This is a genomic window from Streptomyces sp. NPDC045021 (genome assembly GCF_056432645.1).
Genome location: NZ_JBWKIQ010000001.1, coordinates 48067 through 69471 on the forward strand (window position 1 = coordinate 48067; position 21405 = coordinate 69471).

General features: G+C 69.3%; 17 protein-coding genes. 7 read left to right on the top strand and 10 right to left on the bottom strand.

Annotated features, from left to right (window positions below):
• Window positions 1-179: 179 nt before the first annotated feature.
• From AC07DC_RS00210 to AC07DC_RS00235, 6 genes are all read right to left on the bottom strand, one after another.
• The gene (locus AC07DC_RS00210; protein ID WP_478910340.1) at window positions 180-3227 is read right to left on the bottom strand and encodes an alpha-mannosidase; all 3048 of its coding nucleotides are present in this window, start codon (window positions 3225-3227) and stop codon (window positions 180-182) included.
• An 80-nt stretch (window positions 3228-3307) separates the two neighbouring features.
• Complete coding sequence (locus AC07DC_RS00215; RefSeq protein WP_478910342.1) at window positions 3308-4630, bottom strand: glycoside hydrolase 5 family protein; 1323 nt, start codon at window positions 4628-4630, stop codon at window positions 3308-3310.
• A gap of 77 nt (window positions 4631-4707) precedes the next feature.
• Complete coding sequence (locus AC07DC_RS00220; protein ID WP_478912548.1) at window positions 4708-5514, bottom strand: carbohydrate ABC transporter permease; 807 nt, start codon at window positions 5512-5514, stop codon at window positions 4708-4710.
• Window positions 5515-5693: 179 nt separating this feature from the next.
• Window positions 5694-6569 carry a carbohydrate ABC transporter permease gene (locus AC07DC_RS00225; protein ID WP_478910344.1) on the bottom strand — a complete coding sequence of 292 codons (876 nt, stop codon included), beginning with the start codon at window positions 6567-6569 and terminating at the stop codon, window positions 5694-5696.
• A gap of 77 nt (window positions 6570-6646) precedes the next feature.
• Window positions 6647-7945 (bottom strand): extracellular solute-binding protein, encoded by a 1299-nt coding sequence (locus AC07DC_RS00230; RefSeq protein WP_478910346.1) that lies wholly within the window; start codon window positions 7943-7945, stop codon window positions 6647-6649.
• Between the two features lie 466 nt (window positions 7946-8411).
• Window positions 8412-9503 carry a LacI family DNA-binding transcriptional regulator gene (locus AC07DC_RS00235; protein WP_478910348.1) on the bottom strand — a complete coding sequence of 364 codons (1092 nt, stop codon included), beginning with the start codon at window positions 9501-9503 and terminating at the stop codon, window positions 8412-8414.
• A 403-nt stretch (window positions 9504-9906) separates the two neighbouring features.
• On the opposite strand from AC07DC_RS00235, the gene AC07DC_RS00240 reads away from it, so the two are divergent.
• The 4 genes from AC07DC_RS00240 to AC07DC_RS00255 all read left to right on the top strand — a co-directional run bounded on the left by AC07DC_RS00240 (window position 9907) and on the right by AC07DC_RS00255 (window position 16794).
• Entirely contained in the window at window positions 9907-11235 is a 1329-nt protein-coding gene (locus AC07DC_RS00240; RefSeq protein WP_478910350.1) for a ricin-type beta-trefoil lectin domain protein, read from the top strand.
• A 126-nt stretch (window positions 11236-11361) separates the two neighbouring features.
• Window positions 11362-15609: a glycoside hydrolase family 38 N-terminal domain-containing protein gene (locus AC07DC_RS00245; RefSeq protein WP_478910352.1), complete on the top strand. Its 4248-nt coding sequence runs from the start codon at window positions 11362-11364 to the stop codon at window positions 15607-15609.
• Window positions 15606-16163, top strand: a complete 558-nt coding sequence (locus AC07DC_RS00250) for a DUF7158 domain-containing protein (RefSeq protein ID WP_478910353.1) — start codon at window positions 15606-15608, stop codon at window positions 16161-16163. Before AC07DC_RS00245 ends, AC07DC_RS00250 begins: the two co-directional genes overlap by 4 nt.
• 58 nt (window positions 16164-16221) lie before the next feature.
• Window positions 16222-16794, top strand: coding sequence for a GNAT family N-acetyltransferase (locus AC07DC_RS00255; RefSeq protein WP_478910354.1), 573 nt, complete (start codon window positions 16222-16224; stop codon window positions 16792-16794).
• 32 nt (window positions 16795-16826) lie between these two features.
• Here the strand turns inward: AC07DC_RS00255 and AC07DC_RS00260 are convergent, their stop codons facing one another.
• Window positions 16827-17357 carry a GNAT family N-acetyltransferase gene (locus AC07DC_RS00260; RefSeq protein ID WP_478910356.1) on the bottom strand — a complete coding sequence of 177 codons (531 nt, stop codon included), beginning with the start codon at window positions 17355-17357 and terminating at the stop codon, window positions 16827-16829.
• Window positions 17358-17638: 281 nt separating this feature from the next.
• Here AC07DC_RS00260 and AC07DC_RS00265 point away from each other — a divergent pair, with 281 nt between their 5' ends.
• The 3 genes from AC07DC_RS00265 (at window position 17639) to AC07DC_RS00275 (ending at window position 18935) form a co-directional block, all read left to right on the top strand.
• A complete protein-coding gene (locus AC07DC_RS00265; protein ID WP_478910358.1) occupies window positions 17639-17770 on the top strand; it encodes a hypothetical protein in 132 nt (43 codons plus the stop codon).
• A 145-nt stretch (window positions 17771-17915) separates the two neighbouring features.
• Window positions 17916-18425 (top strand): GNAT family N-acetyltransferase, encoded by a 510-nt coding sequence (locus tag AC07DC_RS00270; RefSeq protein ID WP_478910360.1) that lies wholly within the window; start codon window positions 17916-17918, stop codon window positions 18423-18425.
• A gap of 276 nt (window positions 18426-18701) precedes the next feature.
• Window positions 18702-18935 (top strand): hypothetical protein, encoded by a 234-nt coding sequence (locus AC07DC_RS00275; protein WP_478910362.1) that lies wholly within the window; start codon window positions 18702-18704, stop codon window positions 18933-18935.
• Here AC07DC_RS00275 and AC07DC_RS00280 read toward each other — a convergent pair.
• The 3 genes from AC07DC_RS00280 to AC07DC_RS00290 all read right to left on the bottom strand — a co-directional run bounded on the left by AC07DC_RS00280 (window position 18932) and on the right by AC07DC_RS00290 (window position 21298).
• Window positions 18932-19354, bottom strand: coding sequence for a hypothetical protein (locus tag AC07DC_RS00280; RefSeq protein WP_478910364.1), 423 nt, complete (start codon window positions 19352-19354; stop codon window positions 18932-18934). The genes AC07DC_RS00275 and AC07DC_RS00280 overlap by 4 nt on opposite strands.
• 118 nt (window positions 19355-19472) lie before the next feature.
• Entirely contained in the window at window positions 19473-21086 is a 1614-nt protein-coding gene (locus AC07DC_RS00285; RefSeq protein ID WP_478910366.1) for a sodium/solute symporter, read from the bottom strand.
• Window positions 21086-21298 carry a hypothetical protein gene (locus tag AC07DC_RS00290; RefSeq protein ID WP_478910368.1) on the bottom strand — a complete coding sequence of 71 codons (213 nt, stop codon included), beginning with the start codon at window positions 21296-21298 and terminating at the stop codon, window positions 21086-21088. Before AC07DC_RS00290 ends, AC07DC_RS00285 begins: the two co-directional genes overlap by 1 nt.
• Between the last annotated feature and the right edge of the window lie 107 nt (window positions 21299-21405).

A 21405-nucleotide genomic window follows, 5' to 3' on the forward strand; every position in this document is an offset into this window, starting at 1 on the left:
TTGAGTTGACGTCGTCCTTGCATGGACGTCGCCCCTGCGTTGACGTCGTCCTTGAGACGTTGCTCGGATCGGGGAGGTGACCGGCCCGGGGAACGGCGGAGCCGCTCACCGTTCCCCGGACCGGCCGGGGTGGGCCGTCGAGCCGGATGCTCAGGGATGCTGTCCGGCTCGACGGCGGCTCAGGCGCCCGTCGAGCGGCGGGTGAATCGCAGCGTGACCAGCTGGAAGGGGCGCAGCTTCAGGTGGACGGCGCCGTCCGCCGTGAGCTCCGGACCCTCGCTGTCGGCCAGCGGGCGCTCCAGCAGGTCACAGACGGTGACGTCGCCGAAGGCGAATCCCGTCGTCAGCCGGGTTTCGGCACGGCCGCCGTGGGCCTCGTAGACCCGCACCACGACGTCGCCGCTCGCGTCATCGGCGAGCTTGACGGCGCTGACGATCACGGCGTCGTTGTCCACACCCACCAGCGGCGCGACCTCCGTGTCACCCGGAATCCGGCGTTCGGGCAGGTTGATCGCGTAGCCCTCGCGGACGGCGTCACCGATCACGGCACCCGGCACGAGCGCGTGCCGGAAGCGGTGCACGCCCTGGTCGGTCTCCGGGTCGGGGAAGCGCGGCGCGCGCAGGAGTGAGGCCCGCACCGTGGTGGTGGTGCCGTGGTCCTCACGCACGGTCCGGGTGACGTCGTGGCCATAGGTCGAGTCGTTGACCAGGGCCACGCCCCAGCCCGGTTCCTCGAAGCACAGGAATCGGTGGTTGCAGGCCTCGAACTTGGCGTACTCCCAGCTCGTGTTCGTGTGCGTCGGCCGGTAGAGGTGCCCGAACTGCGTCTCGGCGGCGTAGCGCTCGGTGTGGATGTCGAGCGGGAACGCCAGCTTGAGGAACTTCTCGGTCTCGTGCCAGTCGACCTCGGTCTCGATGTCCAGACGCTTGGCCCCGGCGGCGAGCGTGAGGGTCTGGACGGCCTTCGACGATCCGAACGAACGGACCACCCGGACCGTGACGGCCTCCTCCGAATCGATGCTGACCGACACCTCGTCGGCTTCGGTCAGGTCCGTCACGGTGTTCCGGTAGAACTCGTCGACGTCCCACGCGTCCCACATGTTCGGGAAGTCGGGGTGCAGTTGGAGCAGGTTGCCTGGCCGGCCCGGAGCCATCGACTCGCGCCCGGCCGCGATGTCGTAGACCGACATCACCAGGCCGCGCTCGTCCACGGTCACCCGGATCAGGCCGTTGTCCAGCACGAACCCGCCGTCGCTCCTCGCCGACAGAGCACACCCGGCCGCCCTGCCCCCGACCCGGCTGCCGGCCCCCGCGGCGACACCGTCGCGCTGGTGCGGAGCGGCGTTGAACACGACCTCTCCGCCGGAAGCCGGATCGCCGGCCAGCGCACGCTGCGCCGCCTCGATGATGGCGTTGAGCTCGGTGGCGACCGCCGCATACGTCGCCTCCGCCTCCCGGTGCACCCACGCGATCGACGAGCCCGGCAGGATGTCATGGAACTGATGCAGCAGTACCGTCTTCCAGATCCGGTCCAGATCCTCGTAGGGGTAGGCGAACCCGGTCCTCACCGCCGCGGTCGCGGCCCACAGTTCGACCTCGCGCAGCAGGTGCTCGCTGCGCCGGTTGCCCTGCTTGGTCTTGGCCTGGCTGGTCAGTGTCGCGCGGTGCAGCTCCAGGTACAGCTCCCCGACCCACACCGGCGGGTTCGCATACTCGGCCTCTGCCTTGGCGAAGAAGTCCGCGGGCTTCTCCCACACGACCTTCGCGGAGCCCTCCAGGTCACGCATCCGCGCGGCCTTCGCGATCATCTCCCGGGTGGTGCCGCCCCCGCCGTCACCCCAGCCGGTCGGGGCCAGCGAGTGCTTGGCGACGCCCTTGTCCTTGAAGTTCCGCGCCGCGTGTGCGATCTCGCGGCCCTGCATCGAGCAGTTGTAGGTGTCGATCGGCGGGAAGTGCGTGAAGATCCGCGTTCCGTCGATCCCCTCCCACCGGAACGTGTGGTGGGGGAACTTGTTGATCTGGCTCCACGAGATCTTCTGCGTCAGCAGCCATTTGCTGCCCGCAGCCTTGATGATCTGCGGCAGGCCGCCGGCGAACCCGAACGTGTCCGGCAGCCACGCCTCGTCGTTCTCGATGCCGAACTCGTCGATGAAGAACCGTTTGCCGTGCACGAACTGCCGCGCCATCGCCTCCGAGCCGGGCATGTTCGTGTCCGACTCCACCCACATCCCGCCGGCCGGCACGAACCGGCCGGCGGCGACCGCCTTCTTCACCCGGTCGTACACCTCGGGCCGGTGCACCTTGATGAAGTCGTACTGAGCGGCCTGCGACATCGTGTAGATGAACTCCGGCTCATCGTCCAGCAGCGCGGTCATGTTCGCCGCCGTCCGGGCGACCTTGCGGACCGTCTCGCGCAGCGGCCACAGCCACGCCGAGTCGATGTGCGCATGCCCAACCGCACTCAGGCGGTGCGCCGACGGGACGGCCGGTGCCGACAGGACCTCGACGAGCTGCGACCGCGCCGCGACGGCCGTGCCGTTCACGTCCTGCAGATCGATCGCGTCCAGCGACCGCTCGATCGCGCGCAGGATCTCGTAGCGGCGAGCGCTGTCCTCGGGCAGCTCCACCATCAGCTCACCGAGCACCTCCAGATCCTGAACCAGGTTCCAGACCTCCTCGTCGAACACGGCAAGGTCGATCCGCTCGAACTGGTACTGCGGCTCGTCCCCGGCGGTCTCCTTCTCGCCCAGCAGGGTCGGCAGGAAGGGGTGGTAGTCGAGGACCACCGGGTTGGAGGCGGCTTCGACATGCAGCAGCACCTTCTCGCCGCCCGCCGCCGGAGCGGCGATCCGCACCCACTGGTTGCGCGGGTTGAGACCCTTGACCGGCGTCCCGTCCGGCCGGTAGACGAGGCCCTCGCACTGGAATCCGGGCATGTTCTTGTCGAAGCCCAGGTCGATCAGCGCCTCGACGGTCTTCCCGGCCCACTCGGTCGGCACGGTCCCGGAGACCGTCAGCCAACTCGTCCCCCACGGCGCGCCCCACTTCGCGCCGGGTTCGATGGGCGTGCGCGGCGCGGCCAGCCCCTCGGCGACCGGCACCGGCTCGCCGGGCGCGACCCAGATTCCGGCCTGGAGCGGCACCGATTCCGGGTAGATCGCAGGGATGATGCGCTCTTCCAGGACGCGCTTGAGGCGGTTTTCGACGAGAGGCCGGTCATCATGCATCGCTGTGACTCCGAGATCGGTGGTGGCTCTGTGGCTGGGCGTGTGGCGGGCAAGGACGCTTCGGGGCTTGTCCGCGGCGGTCAGTTTGCGGCGACATCCCCCACCCTCACGATGTCGGTAACTCCTCGCGCGTCCAAGTAGCTCTGATCCGATACCCGCTCGGCAAGCACGGTGGTGGGCCGCACGCCGTCTTCGGCCAATCGCATGAACGCCTCGAAATACGCACCGCCGGGGCCGCAGGTCGAACGCTCGGTCACCGCGTCGGGGAGGTCAAGGACCAGGGCGGTGGTACGCGGCTGCGGCTGGTAGCCGCGTTCGCGCACCTCGCCCACGATCTTGGCGATCTCCAGTCCGGCCGGCTTCGGCTCCTGGTGGTTCGTCAGCAGTCCAAGGCTGTATTCCACCTCGGGGAAGTCCGCCAGCGAGCGGTCGACGTCGTGCGAGCACCACCACGTGACCCCCCACAGGTCTTCGCAGTCCAGCGCGTTCTCGATCGTCCTGCGCGTGAAGTCGGCGGCATGGTCGGCGGTGACGTGCGGCGCTGGAGCGCCGACCTCCTGAAGCCACACCGGCCGGTGCGCATCGGCCGCCCAGGCCTTCGACAACTCGATCAGGTAGGCGGCGTGCTGGTCGGAAGCGGTCGACTTCGCGCCGTAGCGCTGCGCCGTGCCGTTGAAGATCCAGGAATGGACCGCCGTGGCGGCTCCGATGCGGGCCGAGTGAGCCGGGGTGAAGGGGTGGTCGTCCAGGTACCAGGCCGCGTCATAGGAACAGTGCAGATGGAACCGGCCCGGCGCTCCGGCCTCGCATGCCCCGAGCATGCGCTCCAGCCACGCCGCGGCCTGCTCCGAGCTGATCCGGTCCGGGTCCGGATGCGGGTCGCCGGAGAACTGGTTGGTCTCGTTGCCCAGCGTCATGCCGAGGAAGTTCGGGCGGTCGGCCAGCGCGGCTGCCAGGGTCCGCAGATATTCCTCCTCGCCGGAGAGCACCTCCGGGTCGGTGAACATGTTGCGCCGGTGCCAGGTCTGGGTCCACGAAGGCTGGAAGTCGAAGCTGGAGAGGTGCCCCTGCAGACCGTCCACGTTCACGTCGAGCCCACGCTCGGCGGCCGCGTCGGCCAGCGCCACCAGCTGCTCGACGGCACGTGGCCGGATCAGCGTCCGGTTCGGCTGGAACAGCGGCCACAGCGGGAAGACCCGGACGTGGTCCATCCCCAGCGCGGTGATCGAGTCAAGGTCCGCCCGCACGGCGTCCAGATCGAAGTCCAGCCAGTGGTGGAACCAGCCGGCACTCGGGGTGTAGTTGACACCGAAGCGCGGGGCCCTGCGAGTGGCCGGAGCTGTGGGCGTACTGGGGGCTGGGGGTCGGGCGGGCCCTGTGGGGACGTTCTGGGACTCGGGCATACGTGCGAAGCTTCCTCGGTGCAAGGGGCGGTGTGGCCGCCGGGGGCGGTGGGCAGAGTCCTACGCGGACCTGGGGCTCAGCCCTTCACGGCGCCCTCCCCGACGCCCTTGAAGAAGAGCCTCTGCAGGGAGACGAACAGGACGAGGATGGGCACCAGCGCGATCATCGCGCCGGCCGCGATGGTCCGCGGATCGGCGGAGAAGGTGCTCTTCAGGTAGGACAGGCCAACGGTGAGCGTCAGGCTGGACGGCGTCTGCAGGACCAGCAGAGGCCACAGGAAGTCGTCCCATGCGCCGATGAACGTCAGGATCGCGATCACGGCCAGCGTGCCCTTGACGTTCGGCAGGCCGATGAAACGGATCCGCTGCAGGACGGTCGCACCGTCGATCACCGCAGCCTCGTCGATGTCCTGGGGTATCGACAGGAAGGCGTTCCGCATCAGCAGGACGTTCAGCGCGCCGATCATGCCCGGCAGGGCCACCCCGAGCAGTGAGTCACCCAGACCCAGCCGGGTGATGGTCTGGAACTGGGAGATGATCGTGACCTCGCCCGGCAGCAACAGGGTGGACAGGAACAGCCCGAACATCAGTCCCCTGCCGCGGAACCGTAGCCGGGCGAGGGCGAACCCGGCGATGGTGGCTCCGATCAGGTTCCCGGCCACGCAGAGAACGGCCACCACCAAGGAGTTGGAGGCGAAGTGCCAGACCGGGATCGTACGGGCCACCTCACCGTAGTTGCCCAGCGTCGCGGAGTGCGGCAGGAACTGCGGCGTGGCTGCGTAGACGTCCTCGCCCTTGCTCTTGAGCGAGGTCGACAGCTCCCACAGCAGCGGGCCGATCGTGATGGCGGTGGCGAGCAGCAGGGTCGTGTAGCGGGCCACCAGGCCGGCCGGGGTGCTGCGGCCGAAGGGGCGTGAGCGCCGGCCCTGGCGGCGGCCCTGAGGGCGGCGGCTCGCGGGACCGGTGAACCGCGGGCGGTGCCCGGGCCCGGTGGCCCGGGCGGCGTCGGCACGGCCGGCGTGATCGGTCTGATCGGCGTGATCCGCGTGATCGTGGACGGTGCTCAGCGCTCTGCCCTCCGGTTGAGCAGGGCCAGAAATGCCATCGGCCCGATGGTGATCACGAACAGCAGGACGCTGAGCGCGGAGGCGTAACCGAGCTGACCGTCGCTGCCGGAGACGGACTGCTGGATCAACATGACGACGGAGACGTCCTGGCCGCCGACGCCACCGCTCCTGCCGCCGAGGATGTACAACTCGGTGAAGACCCGCATGGCCGACACCGCGATGAGCATCGACACCAGCAGCATCGTGCCCCGGACCCCGGGAACGGTGACGGACCAGAACCGCCGCACCGGCCCCGCGCCGTCGACCGCCGCGGCCTCGTGCAGCTCACGACGGACGTTTCCCAGCGCCGACAGGTAGAGGATCATGTAGTAGCCAAGACCCTTCCAGACCGTCAGGGCGATGGCGCTGAAGAGCAGCAGCCATCTTCCGGTCAGGAACGGGATCGTGGAGTGGATCAGATGTGACTGCTGCGCCAGCCCGTTGGCGATTCCTCGGTCGTCCAGGATCCACTGCCAGATGAGCGCGACGACCACGGCCGAGGCGATGACCGGGAAGTACAGAACGGTCCTGAAGAAGGCCATGAACGGCAGGTTCCGCTCCACCAGCAGGGCGAGCAGCAACGGCAGCATGGTGAGCAGCGGCACGCAGACCGCGATGTAGACGAGACAGTTGACGACGGCGTCCCGCAACTGCGGGTCGTCGAGCATCCGATGGTAGTTGCGCCATCCGACGAAGTGTCCGCCGGTCAATGTGTGGACATTGGTGAAGGACAGCACCCCGGTGTTGACCGCCGGCCACAGGCTGAACAGGGCCAGGAACGCGAACGCGGGGAGGATCAGCAGCCAGGGCGTGTACCAGCGGTGGGACCTCATGATCTCCTCTTGCATGGTCCGGGACCGCCGGCGGGCAGCATGGGAGTTACCCGCCGACGGCGTAGAGGGGAGGACGATCAGTCGCTGAGCAGCTGATTGGCCTTCTTGACAGCGTTGTCAAGCGCTTGCTTGGACGACTGCTTCCCGGTCATCGCGAGTGCGATCTGCTGGCTGAGGTAGGTGCTCATCGCGTCCGTCCACAGCGGGGGCGTGAAGTTCACCGCGTGCTGCATGTCCTGGTACGCGAGGGCCGTGGCGTCGCCTTGGGAGGTGCCGTCGCTCTTGCTGTACGCCGGGTCGGCGGCCGCGGCGGTGGTGCCGGGCAGGAAGCCCTGGGCCAGCTTGATGAAGACCGTCTGGTTGGCGTTGTCCGTCGCGAACTTGGCGAATGCCAGCGCCAGCGGCAGGTTCTTGCTCTTCGCGGCGACGGAGATGCCCTGCACGTACAGCGGCGCGGTGTCCAGGGCCGCCGAGGGGACAACCTGGGCGGCGAGGGTGGGATTGGTCTGCGCGAGGCTGTTGATGTAGTTGCCCGCGCCCGTCGTCCACGCCACCTGCTGCTTGGAGAACAGCGTCGAGTTGCCCTCGTAGGTGTTGGTGAGCACGTTGGACGGCAGGTATCCCGCCTTGAACGCCTTGGTGTACTGGTCCAGCATCGCCTGGGCGGCGGGGGTGCTGAAGTCGAACTTCTTCCCGTCCGCGGTCATCAGCTTGGTGCCGGAGTTGACGATGTCGGAGAGGCCGGGCGCGCGGCTCATCAGGAAGTCCTTGCCGCCCGACTTGTCGTGCATGATCTTGGCCTGGGCGACCAGGTCGTCGAAGGTCTTCGGCAGCTTCGTGGGGTCGAGCCCATCGCGGGTCAGCATGGCCTTGTTCCAGTAGCTGACATCCGTGCCGAGGTACCAGGGCAGTCCGTAGGCGGCGTTGCCCAGGTCGGCGTACGTGTACGCGTCCAGGCCGCTCTTGACGTAGTCGGCGGAGAGCGTGGGCACGTTTTTGGTCAGGTCGAGCAGGGCGCCCACCTTGACGATCGAGTGCGCGATGTCGGGCGGCAGGTTGATGACGTCCGGAAGGCTGCCGCTGGTCACCTGGCTGCTGACCTTGGTCGCGTATCCGTCCCCCGGCTGGTCGATCCAGTTGATGGTGGTGCCGGGGTTCTTCGCCTGGAAGTCCGCGATGAGCGCGGTGAAGTAGGGCGTGAACTTGTCGTTCTTCAGTGACCAGGTCTGGAACGTCACCGAGCCCTTGAGCGGGGCGTTCGCGGCGACGGTCTTCTGGTCGGCCGGCTTGTCGTCGCCGCTGACACCACAGCCGGTGAGGGGCAGCAGGACGGCGACTGCGGCGAGCGCCCCCGCGAACTTCAGTCTGGAGTGCATGAACGCCAACTTTCTCGTCGGTCCGAAAGAGCGGTGCATGAGATGCCGGGTGGTGCCCGAAGGAGCTGCGGGTGGCGCGGACTGCGAGGTCCGCGGGGTGTGCAGAGCGCCTCCGGGAATGAACTAAAGCGCTATAGTCGGTGAACGGAACTATGGATCGGCCCCGGAAGGCCTGTCAAGACGCGACTACAGGAAAATCTATTTCGTCGAACAAGTCCGGACCATGGGGAAAGCGTGCAAGCAACCCGATGCGGCGGATCCTTCGCCGGAGGCATGGCGAAGCCCGGATGCCGGCGCGCAGAGCCGCGCCGACGCAGGAAGGTAAAGCGCTTGAGCTGATTTCCCGGGGCCGCCGGGGTGGTCGCCCATCCGGCCGTTGGGCACGGGTCAGGGCCGCGGCCCGACCCAGGCGCGCAGGCGGGGCCCGGTCGGCCCCAAACCTACGGCCCGGGCGCCCGGCCCGGCTTCAGGCGCGCGGTTGGGCCCACTGCGCTGCGGGCGCTGCCGTGCTGCCCCGGGCCGCCAGGGTGGGAAGGGCGTCCGGGACACGGCTCGCCGGGCCGCCGTCCAGCAGGTGCAGGAGCTGCTCGGCCGCGTGGCGGCCGTAGGCGGCGGTGTCGCGGACCAGGGAGGTCAGCGGCGGATGCGCGGTGCGGCACAGGACGGAGTCGTCCCAGGCGACGATCGACAGGTCGCGCGGCACCGCGAGCCCGCTCTCGACGGCGACCGCGAGGCCCGCCATGGCCAGAATGTCGTTGTCGTAGATGATCGCCGTCGGCGGCAGCGGCAGGCTGAGCGCCCTGCGGGTGGCCTCGGCGCCCTCCGCCTCCGAGTAGTCCGTGGGCACCGTGGTGACGTCGACCAGACCGAGCCGGGCCGCCTCGACCTGGAGGGATTCCACCCGGCGCCGGCTGTGCACCAGTCCGGGCAGGCCCGCGATGTGCAGGATCCGGCGATGACCGAGCCCGTACAGGTGGCCGACGATCGATGCCATCGCGGCGGCGTCGTCCGCCCACACCGTGGAGATGCCCGAGTAGGCCGGGGTGTCCGCGGCGAGCATCCCGATGATGACGGCGGGCAGGCCGAGTTCGTCGAGCAGCTGCGGCCGCGGGTCGTCCACTCTGGGGTCGACGACGAGCAGACCGTCCACCCGGCGCTCCGCCCACCAGCGGCGATAGACCGCGCACTCCTCCGCCACGTCTTCCGCGACCTGGAAGAGCAGTCCCAGGTGGCGGACGGCGAGCGCCTCCTGGATACCGGAGACGAGTTGCAGGAAGAAGGACTCCACTTCGAGCGTCCGCGCGGGTCGGGCCAGCACCAGGCCCACGGTGGCCGAGCCCTCGCCGGACAGGGCGCGGGCCGCGGTACTGGCCCGCCAGCCGAGCTGCTCGGCCACCCGGCGGACCCGGTCACGGGTTGCCGGTGAGACCCCGGGACGGTCGTTGAGTGCGAAGGAGACCGCGCTCTCCGACACGCCCGCCCGCCGGGCGATGTCCTTCATCGTGGGACGGCGGGCCGGCCTCCGGGGACCGGGCTCCGGCGGGCCTGTGTCATCCATGGCGCGGATCGTACCCCAGATGAGTCACCGAACCGAGGTAATGCGCTTGAGCTGGGATGCACTAATGCGAATTAGTTGATCGATTGCGCCTTCGCCACCTGCACTGTTGCCGGCGTCGGCGAAATGGTGCCGGAGGAACCGTTGACACCCCCGGTGGAAGCCGCCAATCTGACGTGCGGCTCACCCGCACCAGGTCGGCGGACCGCCGGTTCTGCGGGATCCACCCGACTGGTGGGTCCTCGGCTCCGTCGCCCGCACGGCGGGGTGCGACCGGGCCGCCGCACGCACTCCGCGGGAAGCCCCACCACCAGCCGCTCGCCCAGCGCACCGTCCGGCCCCACCGAGCACATGCGAGTGCACCGCCGGCTCCGCCATCCCCCCAACCCCAGCCTGGGGAGGCAGAATGTCACGATCCCTACTACGCGCCTGGACCGCGGTCCTGAGCGTCGCCACGACAGCTCTGGCCGTCATCGGCCTGGGAGCAGCGCCCGCGCACGCGGCCACGTCCGGCCGCCACACGCTGGCCTACTACCAGACCATCTACGACTCCGATCAGTACGTCTCGCCGCTGCCGCTCAAGGGCATCGCGACCGACGTCGAACTCGCCTCGTTCCACCTCAACTCCGACGGCTCCGTCCACCTCAACGATGACCCGCCGTCGGCGGCGAAGTTCACCCGGATGTGGGCCGACATCGCCACGCTCCAGGCGTCGGGAGTCAAGGTCGAGGCGCTGCTCGGCGGCGCGGGGACCGGCAGCTACGCCAATCTGCACAACAACTTCTCGCTCTACTACGGCCTGCTGAAGAGCACTCTGCAGACCTACAAGCTCGACGGCGTGGACCTCGACATCGAGGAGACGTTCTCCCTCGCCGACACCGAGCGCCTCATCAACCAGCTGCGCACGGACTTCGGCTCGGGGTTCATCATCACGCTGACGCCGGTGGCCACCGACCTGGCCGGCACGTCGAACTTCTCCGGGGGCTTCCGTTACGCCCAGCTGGAAGCGGACCTCGGCAGCAAGATCTCCTGGTACACCGGACAGTTCTACTGTGGGTGGGGGTCCCTGAGCGGCACGGGCGGTTACGACGCGATCGTCAACGCCGGCTTCTCGCCGTCGAGGGTCGCGGCCGGCGCGGTCACCAACCCGTCGTCGTGCTCGGGATACGTCGACCCGGCCACGCTGGCGTCGACGCTCAAGTCGCTGACCGCCAAGTACCCCTCGTTCGCCGGGGCCGCCGGGTGGGAGTACTTCAACGCGACGCCCGTCAGCGCGTACGGCACCGGACCCGCGTCGTGGTACGCCAACGTGGCGAACGCGCTGGGCGGCGGCAGCGGTGGCGGCACGGGCCACGTGGGCCCGATCACCTCCGGCATCGCGGGCAAATGCGCGGACGACGCGGCCCGCGGCACCGCCAACGGAACGCACATCCAGCTGTACGACTGCAACGGCTCGACCGCCCAGCAGTTCACCGTCAACGCCAACGGCAGCCTGACCGTCCTGGGCAAGTGCATGGACGTGGCCCAGAGCGGCACGGCCGACGGAACGAAGGTCCAGCTGTGGGACTGCAACGGCACCGGCGCACAGCAGTGGCGGCAGCAGTCCGACGGCTCCCTGCTGAACCCGCAGTCCAACAAGTGCCTCGACGACCCCGGCAGTACGACGCAGAACGGCACGCAACTGCAGATCTACGCGTGCAACGGAACCAACGCCCAGAAGTGGCACCTGCCCTGACCGCAACAACGGCATGACCACGTCGGCCTGCCGAGCCACCCCGGCTCGACAGGCCGACCGCGTGGGGATCACTCCGCCGAGGAGGCCTACGGGCGGACTGCTGTACGAACCATCAGGAGATCAAGAATGGCGTCAGTCACCATCGCAGCCGTGGAATGCACCGACCTGTTCGTCGGTACCGAGGAGTCACCGCGGCAGATCCTGCGGGTGACGCTCGATGGTCCGCCCGCCCAGGTCACCGTCACCGGACCGGGCGTCCACGGCGAGGCGACGGGCGCAGGGACCGTCGAGGTCCCTTTGGACATCACCGGTTCGACGGCCGGCGCGACGCTGCCCGTCGTGGTCCGGGCCGACGAAGCGAGAGCCGACGCCTTCGTGGTCGTCGCGGAGCCGGGCTGGACGATGTTCCTGGTCTCGCACTTCCACTACGACCCGGTCTGGTGGAACACCCAGGCCGCCTACACCTCTCCGTGGGAGCTGCTGTCCGGTGACGCCACGACCCGGCCGCTGTTCGAGCGCAACAGCTTCTCACTCGTCGAAGCGCACCTGGACCTCGCACTGCGTGATCCCGTCTACAAGTTCGTCCTCGCGGAGGTCGACTACCTCAAGCCCTTCTTCGACCTGCATCCGGAGCGCCGCGCCGATCTGCGACTGCTGATGGAGCGCGGCCAGATCGAACTCGTCGGCGGGACCTACAACGAGCCCAACACCAATCTCACCGGCGCCGAAGCCACGATCCGCAACATCGTCTACGGCATCGGCTACCAGCGCGACATCCTCGGCGGCGAACCGCGGTCGGCCTGGCAGCTCGACGTCTTCGGCCATGACCCGCAGTTTCCCGGCTACCTGGACTCGGCCGGACTGACCGGGAGCGCCTGGGCCAGAGGCCCGTTCCACCAGTGGGGTCCGATCCAGAAGAACTTCCGCGCCGCCCACGACGACGCGACCCTCATGCAGTTCCCGAGTGAGTTCGAATGGCTGTCGCCGTCGGGCCGCGGCGTGCTCACGCACTACATGCCGCACCACTATTCGGCCGGCTGGTGGATGGACTCCTCCCCCGATCTCGCGACGGCCGAACAAGCTGTGTACGAGCTCTACCGCAAGCTCAAGCCGGTCGGTGCCACCAGGAACCTCCTCCTGCCGGTGGGCACCGACTACACGCCGCCGAACAAGTGGGTGACCGAGATCCACCGGTCCTGGGCCGCCAAGTACGTGTGGCCGCGCTTCGTCTGCGGCACCCCGCACGACTTCCTGACGAACGTCCGCGCCGAACTCGCGGAGTCCGGGCGGCGGCCCAGTCCGCAGACCCGTGACATGAACCCGGTCTACACCGGCAAGGACGTCTCCTACATCGACACCAAGCAGGCCCAGCGGGCCGGCGAGGTCGCGGCCGTCGACGCCGAGAAACTGGCGACATTGGCCGTGCTGCAGGGCCTCGGACAGTATCCGGACGCCGCGATGGACAAGGTGTGGCGGCAGCTCGTGTACGGAGCGCACCACGACGCGATCACCGGGTCGGAGTCGGACCAGATCTACATCGACCTGCTGAGCGGCTGGCGTGAGGCGTTCGATCTCGCGGCCGAGGTCCGGGACACCGCGTTGGACGCTCTGGTCGGGCAGATCGACACGTCCACCGCCAGGTCCGGCGACAACACGTCCGGCGACGGCTTGGCGATCGTGGCCGCCAACACGCTGTCCTTCGACCGCTCCGGCGTGGTGTCGGTTCCGATGCCCGACGGTGTCGACGCCGGTCAGGTGGTCGACGACTCCGGAGCCGCGGTGCCCTGCGCGATCGAGCGGGGCGTCCTGCACTTCTTCGCCGCTGACGTGCCGGCCTTGGGGTGGCGCACGTGGCGGCTGGTCGACGGTGCGGCGGATCCCCTGTGGCAGCCCGCCGCAGCGGCGGATCCGCTGTGGCGGCCTGCCGACGGCATCACCATCGAGAACGCGCGTTATCGCGTCACTGCCGACCCGCTGCGCGGCGGTGGACTGTCGAGCGTCCACGACAGACGGAGCGGACGGGAACTGATCCGCGAGGGTCTGGTCGGCAACGAACTGCGGGTCTACGAGGAGTACCCGCAGCACCCCGACTTCGGCGAGGGGCCTTGGCATCTCGTGCCCAAGGGGCCCGTCATCGGCGCCGGCGCAAGCACGGCGACGGTGCGCCGGGAGACGGGCCCGCTGGGCGAGCGCCTGGTCGTCACCGGAAGTGTCGACGGCCTCGCATTCGAACAGACGGTGACGCTGTGGCACGGCACGGACCGGGTCGACTGCCGAACCCGCCTGGTCGACTACGCCGGCGCCGACCGCCTGGTGCGACTGCGCTTCCCGGTCGACCTGCCCGGCACGCTGCCGGTCAGCGAAGTGGCCGGCGCCGTGATCGGACGCGGCTTCGCACTGCCGGACGTCGACTCCGCCGAGGCACCGTGGACCCTCGACAATCCCGCCAACACCTGGTTCGGTCTCGGCTCGACGGCCCGCGTGACACTCACCTCGCCGTCCGGCACGGTGATCGGAGACCGAGCGCTGGGCGTCGCGGAGATCGTGGTGCCCAGCGAGGACTCGGCAGCCGACGCCCGCGACCTGGTGATCGCACTCGCGCGCGTCGGTGTCACCGCGACCACGGCGAGCGCCGAACGCTCCCGCTACGGCTGGCTGAGCGTCGACTCCAACCTGCCGGACTTCCGCATCATCGTCGGCGGCCCCGAATCCAACCCCGCCGCCCGCGAGGTGCTGGAACGCGCCGGGAACGAGCATGCCGCCGCGTTCGCCGCACAGGGTCGCGTATGGGTCCCCGCCGAGAAATCGCTCCAGGAGGTCTGGCAGCCCAACGCCGACCTGCGCGACCTGCGCTCGCTGCCCGCCCTCGTCGTCGACGACGCCGCCGCCCTGGCCGAGGACTTCACCGACGCCCGCGCGACCGCCGTGTGTGCGACCTCCATCCCCGAGGAAGGGCTGCTCACCGACCACACCGCCGCGCTGCTGACCTACGGCCTGCCAGGATTCGCCGTCGATTCCAGCGGCGCGCTCCATCTGTCACTCATGCGGTCGTGCACCGGCTGGCCGTCCGGGGTCTGGATCGACCCGCCCCGGCGCGCACTGCCGGACGGCGCCTCGTTCCAACTCCAGCACTGGACTCATGACTTCTGCTATTCGCTGGTCTCGGGCGACGGAGACTGGCGTGCCCTCGCGCTTCCCTCCCAGGGCCAGGAGTTCAACCACCCCTTGTATGCCCGGGTCACTCCGGCCCATGACGGTCCGCTTCCCGCCAGGCACAGCTGGCTGCGCGTCGAGCCGGCCCGCGACGTACTGCTCGGCGCGCTGAAGCCGACAGGCAACCCGATCGCCCACGGATCAGCCCATCCCTCGGACCCGGCGTCCGGCATCACACTCCGCCTCATGGAGTCGACCGGGCTCGGACGCACCGTCACAGTCGACGGCGCGCTCGGCCTCGGCCCCATCTACGCTGCGGACCTGCTGGAACGCCCCACGGGCCGGCCTGCCGACCTGGACTTGGCCGGCTCGGAGGTGGTCACCGTGACGGCTGCGCCGGCGGCCGCCCGTTCCGGCGGTGCAGCACTCGGCGCGACCGCCGAGGCAGCTCAGCCGGTGTACGCGCGGTACTGGCTGCACAATCGTGGGCCTGCCCCCTTGGGATATCTACCGGTATCCGTCGGTGTCGTGCCGGGGCTGCTGCGGACGACCGGCGAGTCGGTCGAAGTTTCGGTGGTCCTCGCGTCGCATCTGGTGGACGCCGATGTCGAGGGGACGGTCGAGGTCCTGGCACCCGACGGGTGGGAGGTCAGCGTGCGACGTCGGCAGTACCGGGTCGGAAGCTCGGGACATGTACGTTTTCCCGTCGTGCTCACCCCGCCGGACGGGATCGAGCCGGGTCTGTACTTCGCGGCCGTCCAGGTCGAGCACGACGGCCAAGTGATCGAGGACGTCACGACCATCGCCGTCGGCGAAGCGCCGTCGATGCTGCCCGTGCCGGGCGACGCTCTCGAGGAGTGGGCCCAGGCGCAGGGCACCAGAGCCGAAGTCGGCCGCGACACGGGCCTGTCCGTCGATGTGGTCGCCTCATCGATCCGGGTCGCGCCGGGACGTCGGACGAAGCTGGAACTGGTGCTGACCAACCGGACCAGGGGCGAGATCCGCGGCGAGCTGCAGGTGGTCTCGCCCTGGGGCACATGGCACTTCATTGACCTGCCGGTTCGCGGGTTCGCTCTGGCCGGCGGAGCCGAAGAAGTCGTCGCCTTCGATGTCGCCGTGCCACCGGACACCGATCCGGGCGCGTACTGGGCACTGGCGAAGGTCATGTGGTTCGGCCGCTGCCAGTACTCGCCGACCGTCGAACTGGTCGTGGCGCCGTGACAGCGTTGATGGGTCTGCTCGACGGTCGGCCTCTGGAGCGAGCCAAGCTCGACCGCAGGCTCGCCGCCTTGCGCGAGGGTCCGCGCTCCTCGGCGCTTCCGAAGCCCGGCACTGCCGAAGACAGGCAACTGACGCGCTGGGTCGCTCAAGTAGTGCTGACGGAGGAGCTGTGCATCGCCATGGCGGCCGAGCGCGGACTGTTCTACGAAGACTCGCCTCCGATCCAGCTCGACCCACGAGCGGCCGTGGAGATGGGATCGATCGCGACGGCGGCCTTCGAAGGCTGCGCCGCCGTACGCGCGGTCTATGCCGACGTCACGGCCGAGGTCACCGTCCCCGCCGAGGAACTCGCCTACTACAAGGAATCCCTGCGCCTCGTCGGCCGTGAGGCGAACAGCTCCGAAGGTGACCCGGCCGTACGCCTCCTCGACGCCTCCCGCCGCATCGTGTTCGTGCGCTGGCTCGACCACGCCCGCACGAAGCGCCTGACCCTGCTCCCTGGGCTCGAACACCCCGGCGACCCGCGCCAGCCGGACAACCATCACCAACACTGACACCGGGGCCGCCGAAGGCCGAGCGGCGTGGCGACGCCTGCCGTGGCAGAGTGGTGGCGTGACCATCGAGGTTCGGCCGGCTTCGGCCTTCGAGGATGTCCGTACCCTGCTCGGCCCGAAGTCGCCCGGCGCAAACGTCTGCTGGTGCCTGAGCCACCGGATTCCGTCCAAGCTCAACAACGAGCTTCGCGGGCCCGCCCGCGGTGAGCACGTCGCCGAGCTGTGCCGTACGGATCCCCCGCCCGGGGTGCTCGCCTACGACGGCGACGAGCCGGTCGGCTGGGCCGCCGTGGCACCGCGCTCGGCCACGTCCTTCGCGCGCAACCGTAAGATCCCGCACGTCGACGACCTGCCGGTCTGGTCCCTGTGGCGCATCCGGGTACGCCCCGGTTATCGGAAGAGAGGTATCTCGCACGCCCTCATCGCCGGCGCGGTCGAATTCGCCCGCGCCCACGGCGCACCGGCGATCGAGGCGTACCCGCTGGACAACGGTGACGCCAAAGTCGACTTGACCATGGCGTACGCCGGGATCCGGAGGAACTTCGAACGCGCCGGGTTCACCCACGCCGCCGACACCACCTCGGTACTGTCCGGTCATCCCCGGGTCCTGATGCGGCTCGACCTGCGCTGAGCGGTCGATCGCCGGGTGCGCCGCCCGTGCCGTCAGCCGACCCGACGGGCCAGCACCTGTCCTGGCCAGTCCTTGTGCACAAATCGGTCGGTGGGAGTGAAACTGTTGCGCTCGTAGAACGCGACGAGTTCGCCCCCGCCGCCCGCCCAGCAGTCGACCCGCAGCAGCTCCACGCCCGCCCGCCGGGTCTCTTCGGCGGCATGGGCCAGCAGCGCCGCCCCGATGCCGAGACCGGCGTACCGTCGGTCGGTGACCAGGAGCCGCACGTACCGCTCGGGTTCCTCGGCCGGCGCGATCGGCACGTGCGGGCTGGGCCCGGAGTCCAACACCATGGCTCCGACGGGTGTTCCGTCCAACTCCGCGATGTACGGGGCGTTCTCGGTCGTGTACCCCTCGACCCGCGCCACCCCGCCGGACCTCTGCGAATACGGTGTCGTGCCCCACTGCTCGGTGTTGCCGCGATCGTTCATCCAGACCACTGCCAGGTCGAGCATGTCCAGAATGGTTGGTGCGTCGGCCAGGCTGCCCGGTCTGATGTGTATGCCCTGTGTCGTGTCGTTCACAGCGGAAGCTTAGTGGTCGGCTCCGGAAGTCCTTCGGAGGGTTGAAGCCGAGTGGAGCCTGTGCTGTGCGGGGCATGAGTCAGCAGGGAGCTGTGGGGCTTGCCTGGCCTGGTCTGGCCGTTATGGGTCAAGGCCTCGGCGTTGGCCGCCGCCGCGACGTCAACTGCCTCGCAGGCCGTTGAGCAACTGCGCGACATGACTGCCGGCCCGCTGCCAGGTCGTTCCGGATCCTGCACGCCGCAGACGACCCGGTCACCGGAGCGGCAACCAGCGAGCACATCATGCGGTTCGTCAGCCGGCTGGGCGCCACGGCCACGGTCACCGCGACAGGCGGCCACTTCCCCAGCACCGGGGCGAGCCAACTGCAACTGCCCGAAGCGATCCGGCTGGTCAACGACAGCCTGCACAGCTGACCCGGTACCGGCCAACGTGAGCCCGGGACCGCCCGCCCGCCCGCCCGCCCGCCCGCCCGCCCGCCCGCCGGACCATGCCGCGGGCGGGCGGCCCTCCTGGCCAACTCCCTGACCCCGGGAATCCCTGAAATGATGGGATGACTTGATGAGCCTCTTTAGCACCAGGTCGGCCGAGATCGTCGTGCCGGTCCTCGTCCGTGATCTGACGTCCGCTGATCTGCCGGCCTGTACATGGTCCGGCTCGGCCACCCATCTGCTGTACGTGGAGAGGGAACTGGAACGCGCGGCGGCCGGGGAAGTGGACTACCTGGCGGTGTGCACCCCGGCCGGCCTTCCGGTGGCGATCGGGGGCGTCGACTACGAGGTCGCGGTCGGCGCGGGCACGCTGTGGCAGCTCGGGGTACTCCCGGCCCTGCAGTCGTGCGGTTTGGGCACCGTCCTCATACGGGCCGCAGAGGAGCGCATCAGGTCACGTGGCCTGCATCGGGCGGAGCTCGCGGTGGAGGAGAGCAATCCGCGGGCTCGGGCCCTGTACGAGCGACTGGGGTACACGGCCCACGGCCGCCGCCCGGACGCCTGGGACGAGGAGGCTCCGGACGGCTCGCTGCGCCGGTACGAGACCATGTGCACGCTGATGCGTAAGAACTTGTCGTAGGTCGTAAGTCGTAGGGGGACGCTCAAGTGGCGCTGGACGTGTGGCACCGGTCTTCTCACTCGCGGGTGTCGCTCTCGGCGGTGGACTGACGGCGCTCTCCCAGCGCGCCACCTTGCGGTCCGCCGAACGGTCGGAAGTACGCCGACAGGCAGTGGCCACCGGCGAGGCGCGCCGGGCAGAGCAGATGCAGGCGATCAAGAATTCATCGCGTGCGCCCAAGATGCCGAACGGGCGGCCTACAGCCGCCCCGAGGCGTGGGGCGAGGACGAGGGCTGGATGGCACCGGCTGGTGCCGCCATGACCGGCCTCTGGGTCGCTGAACGGCACCTCGTGCTGCTGTGCGATCCGGCCCTGCACGCCCCGGTTCACGCCTATGGCCGGGCACTCAACCAGGAGGTGTGGCGCGAGATCGGCGACACCGAGGTCAACGAGCACCTTGAAGAACACAAGACCGCCTTCATGACCGCGGCCCGAGTGAGCCTCGCCTCCCAATGCGCAACTGGTAGCTAGTCCGCAGTGACGCCCCAGTAGCCGATCTCCGCAGGCTGGCCGTCGCGGTACAGCACCGTGCAGTTCCCGGCGGCCCGCCCGGGGTAGGGCAGTTGTCCGGAATCGAGGGCAGCGACCCACTCGGCGCCCGTGGGCCGGCCGCCGGGAGCCCACGCCCGCACCTCGCTGTCGCTCAACGGCCGCAGGAAAGGACCCTCCGTGGCCTTCGCGGAGTCGATCACCCGGACAAGATCGAGCACCGTGCCTGTGCCACCCGTGAGGATGTACTCCTGCCAGTCCTCGTCCTCCCACAACTCTTCCATGGTCCGGCCCTCGAAACCGTGGTCGTCCTCCGCCAACTCCTGCTCCTGAGCCTGCCGGAATGCCGCCGTCAGATCATGCTGATACGGGCCCGTCTGCCACCACGCGCTGCCGCCCATCTCTTGTGCCTCCCCATCCGAACCGTTCGATCAGTGGCTGAGCCTAGGTGCCCGCACTGACAGCCAACCGCTTCGCGACCGCGAGTGGCCCCGTCGACTACGGCCGGCCGCTTGCCCGTTACCGGCCCACGCTTCCCGCACGCTCCGGGACTGCCGACGGCCGCCGTCTTCCCACGGCGCTGCCCAGTCGGCCGAGCAGGAAAGCGACGGGCACTGATACGAGGACGACTGTCTGGAGGGGGAACCAGTTGAGGTGCCAGTCCGGGAAGAATGCCAAGGGGGTGCCGGAGAAGACCGGGCCGGAGATCTGGAGTCCGATGGCGCAGCCCAGGCCTCCGTACAGCGTCCAGAGCAGACCGGTTCGCGTGTAGCCGTTCCAGAGGAGGGAGTACACCAGCGCCGGTAGCAGGCAGGAGGCCGCCACCGCCAGGGCCAGGGCCGACAGGAAACTGACATTCCATCCCTGGACCCAGACCGCGAGCCCGATGCTCAGTGCTCCGACCCCGGCGGACGCCCAGCGCGCGGCGGCCACCTCTCGGCCCTCGTTCGTGCGCCCACGGCACAGGACATGGGTGTACAGGTCGTGGGCGACCGCCCCGGCGGCCGCCAGGGTGACGCTCGCCACGACCGCCAGCGTGGTGAGGAACACCGCTGAGGAAACCAGGACGACGAGCACGGCCCCGCCCGCGGTGATGGACGAGCCGCCCGCCAGTTCGCCGGTGAGCAGCAGCAGGGTGCTGTTGCCTCCCGGGTCCGCGGCCAGGATCGCCGGGGCGCCGATCAACGCGGCGGCCGCAAAGCCCGCCGCCGCTGTGGTGAGGCAGACAGCGCCCACGATGCCGATGGTGTGGCGCACCGTACGGCGCGCGGCGGCCGCGTCCGGAGCGGTGTTGAGTTGCATGGCAACGTGTGGCATGCACGCCACACCCAGCACGATGGTGATCATCAGGCCGATGAAGTCGAGGGTGCCTTCGGGTGCGGCTCGGTCGGCGAACCGGAGCCCGGGACGCATAAAGGCGGCGGGACGACCGCTGCCCTTCGCGGCGGCATCGATCAGGGAGTCGGTGCTCCAGTGAAAACGATGGAGCAGCACAGCTGTTACACCCAGCGCCATGCAGAGCAGGACCACCGTTTTGATCACCTGCAGTGCGATCGTGCCACGCATCCCGCCGAACGCTGTGGCGCAGACGACCAGCGCGCCGGTCATGATGATGGCTGTCTGTTCGGCGCCCGGGCCGGACAGCCCCAGCAGCATCGCCGTGGTCGCTCCCGCACCGGAGAGCTGCACGACGAGATAGGGGACGCATGCGCTCAGGGTCACGACGGCGACCGCGATCCTCACCGCGGGCCCTGGGGCCCGCAGGGCGAAGGTGTCACCCAACGTGTAGCTGCCGCGCTCGCGCAGGGGGGCGGCCAGCAGGAGGAGCACACCGAGTGACAGCACGGTGCACAGGGCGATGAACAGACCGTCGTAGCCGAAGACCGAGACGCTTCCCGTGGTGCCGAGCACCGTGGCCGCGGACAGGTACACGCCGGACAGTACGAGGGCACCCCGTATCGGCCGCAACCTGCGGCCTGCTGTGTAGAAGTCGTTGACCCTGTCCATCTCGGGGCTGCTCAGCACGCAGACGAACAGTATGGGGACGATGATCGTCAGAAAGCCGACGAGAACCAGGGAGCGCGTGCCGGTGTCCAGGGCGCGGGGCGTGGCGAGCAGGATCTCAGGAAGCATCAGTAGTCCAAGTCCTGTTCGTGCGCGTCACGTTCGCCGGCACGGCGGTCGTACCGCACCGCTGTGCCCAGCAGGAGGGAGCCCTGAAGGAGGAGTGCCAGCACGCCGACGGTGGTCTCTCCCCAAATCCGGGTGGCCATGAAGTCAGCGGCGGAGCAGGCGAGGAGCAGGTGCACACCGAAGGCCAGTCCGTTGACCATGGCGAAGGACATACCTGGGCGATGCGGCTGTGGTCGATGATGAAGCCGGGGGGCGTGCTGTTGGGCCATGGCGGTCTCCTGGCGGGCCGGGATGCGGGCGGGTTGCCTCTGCTGCGGGG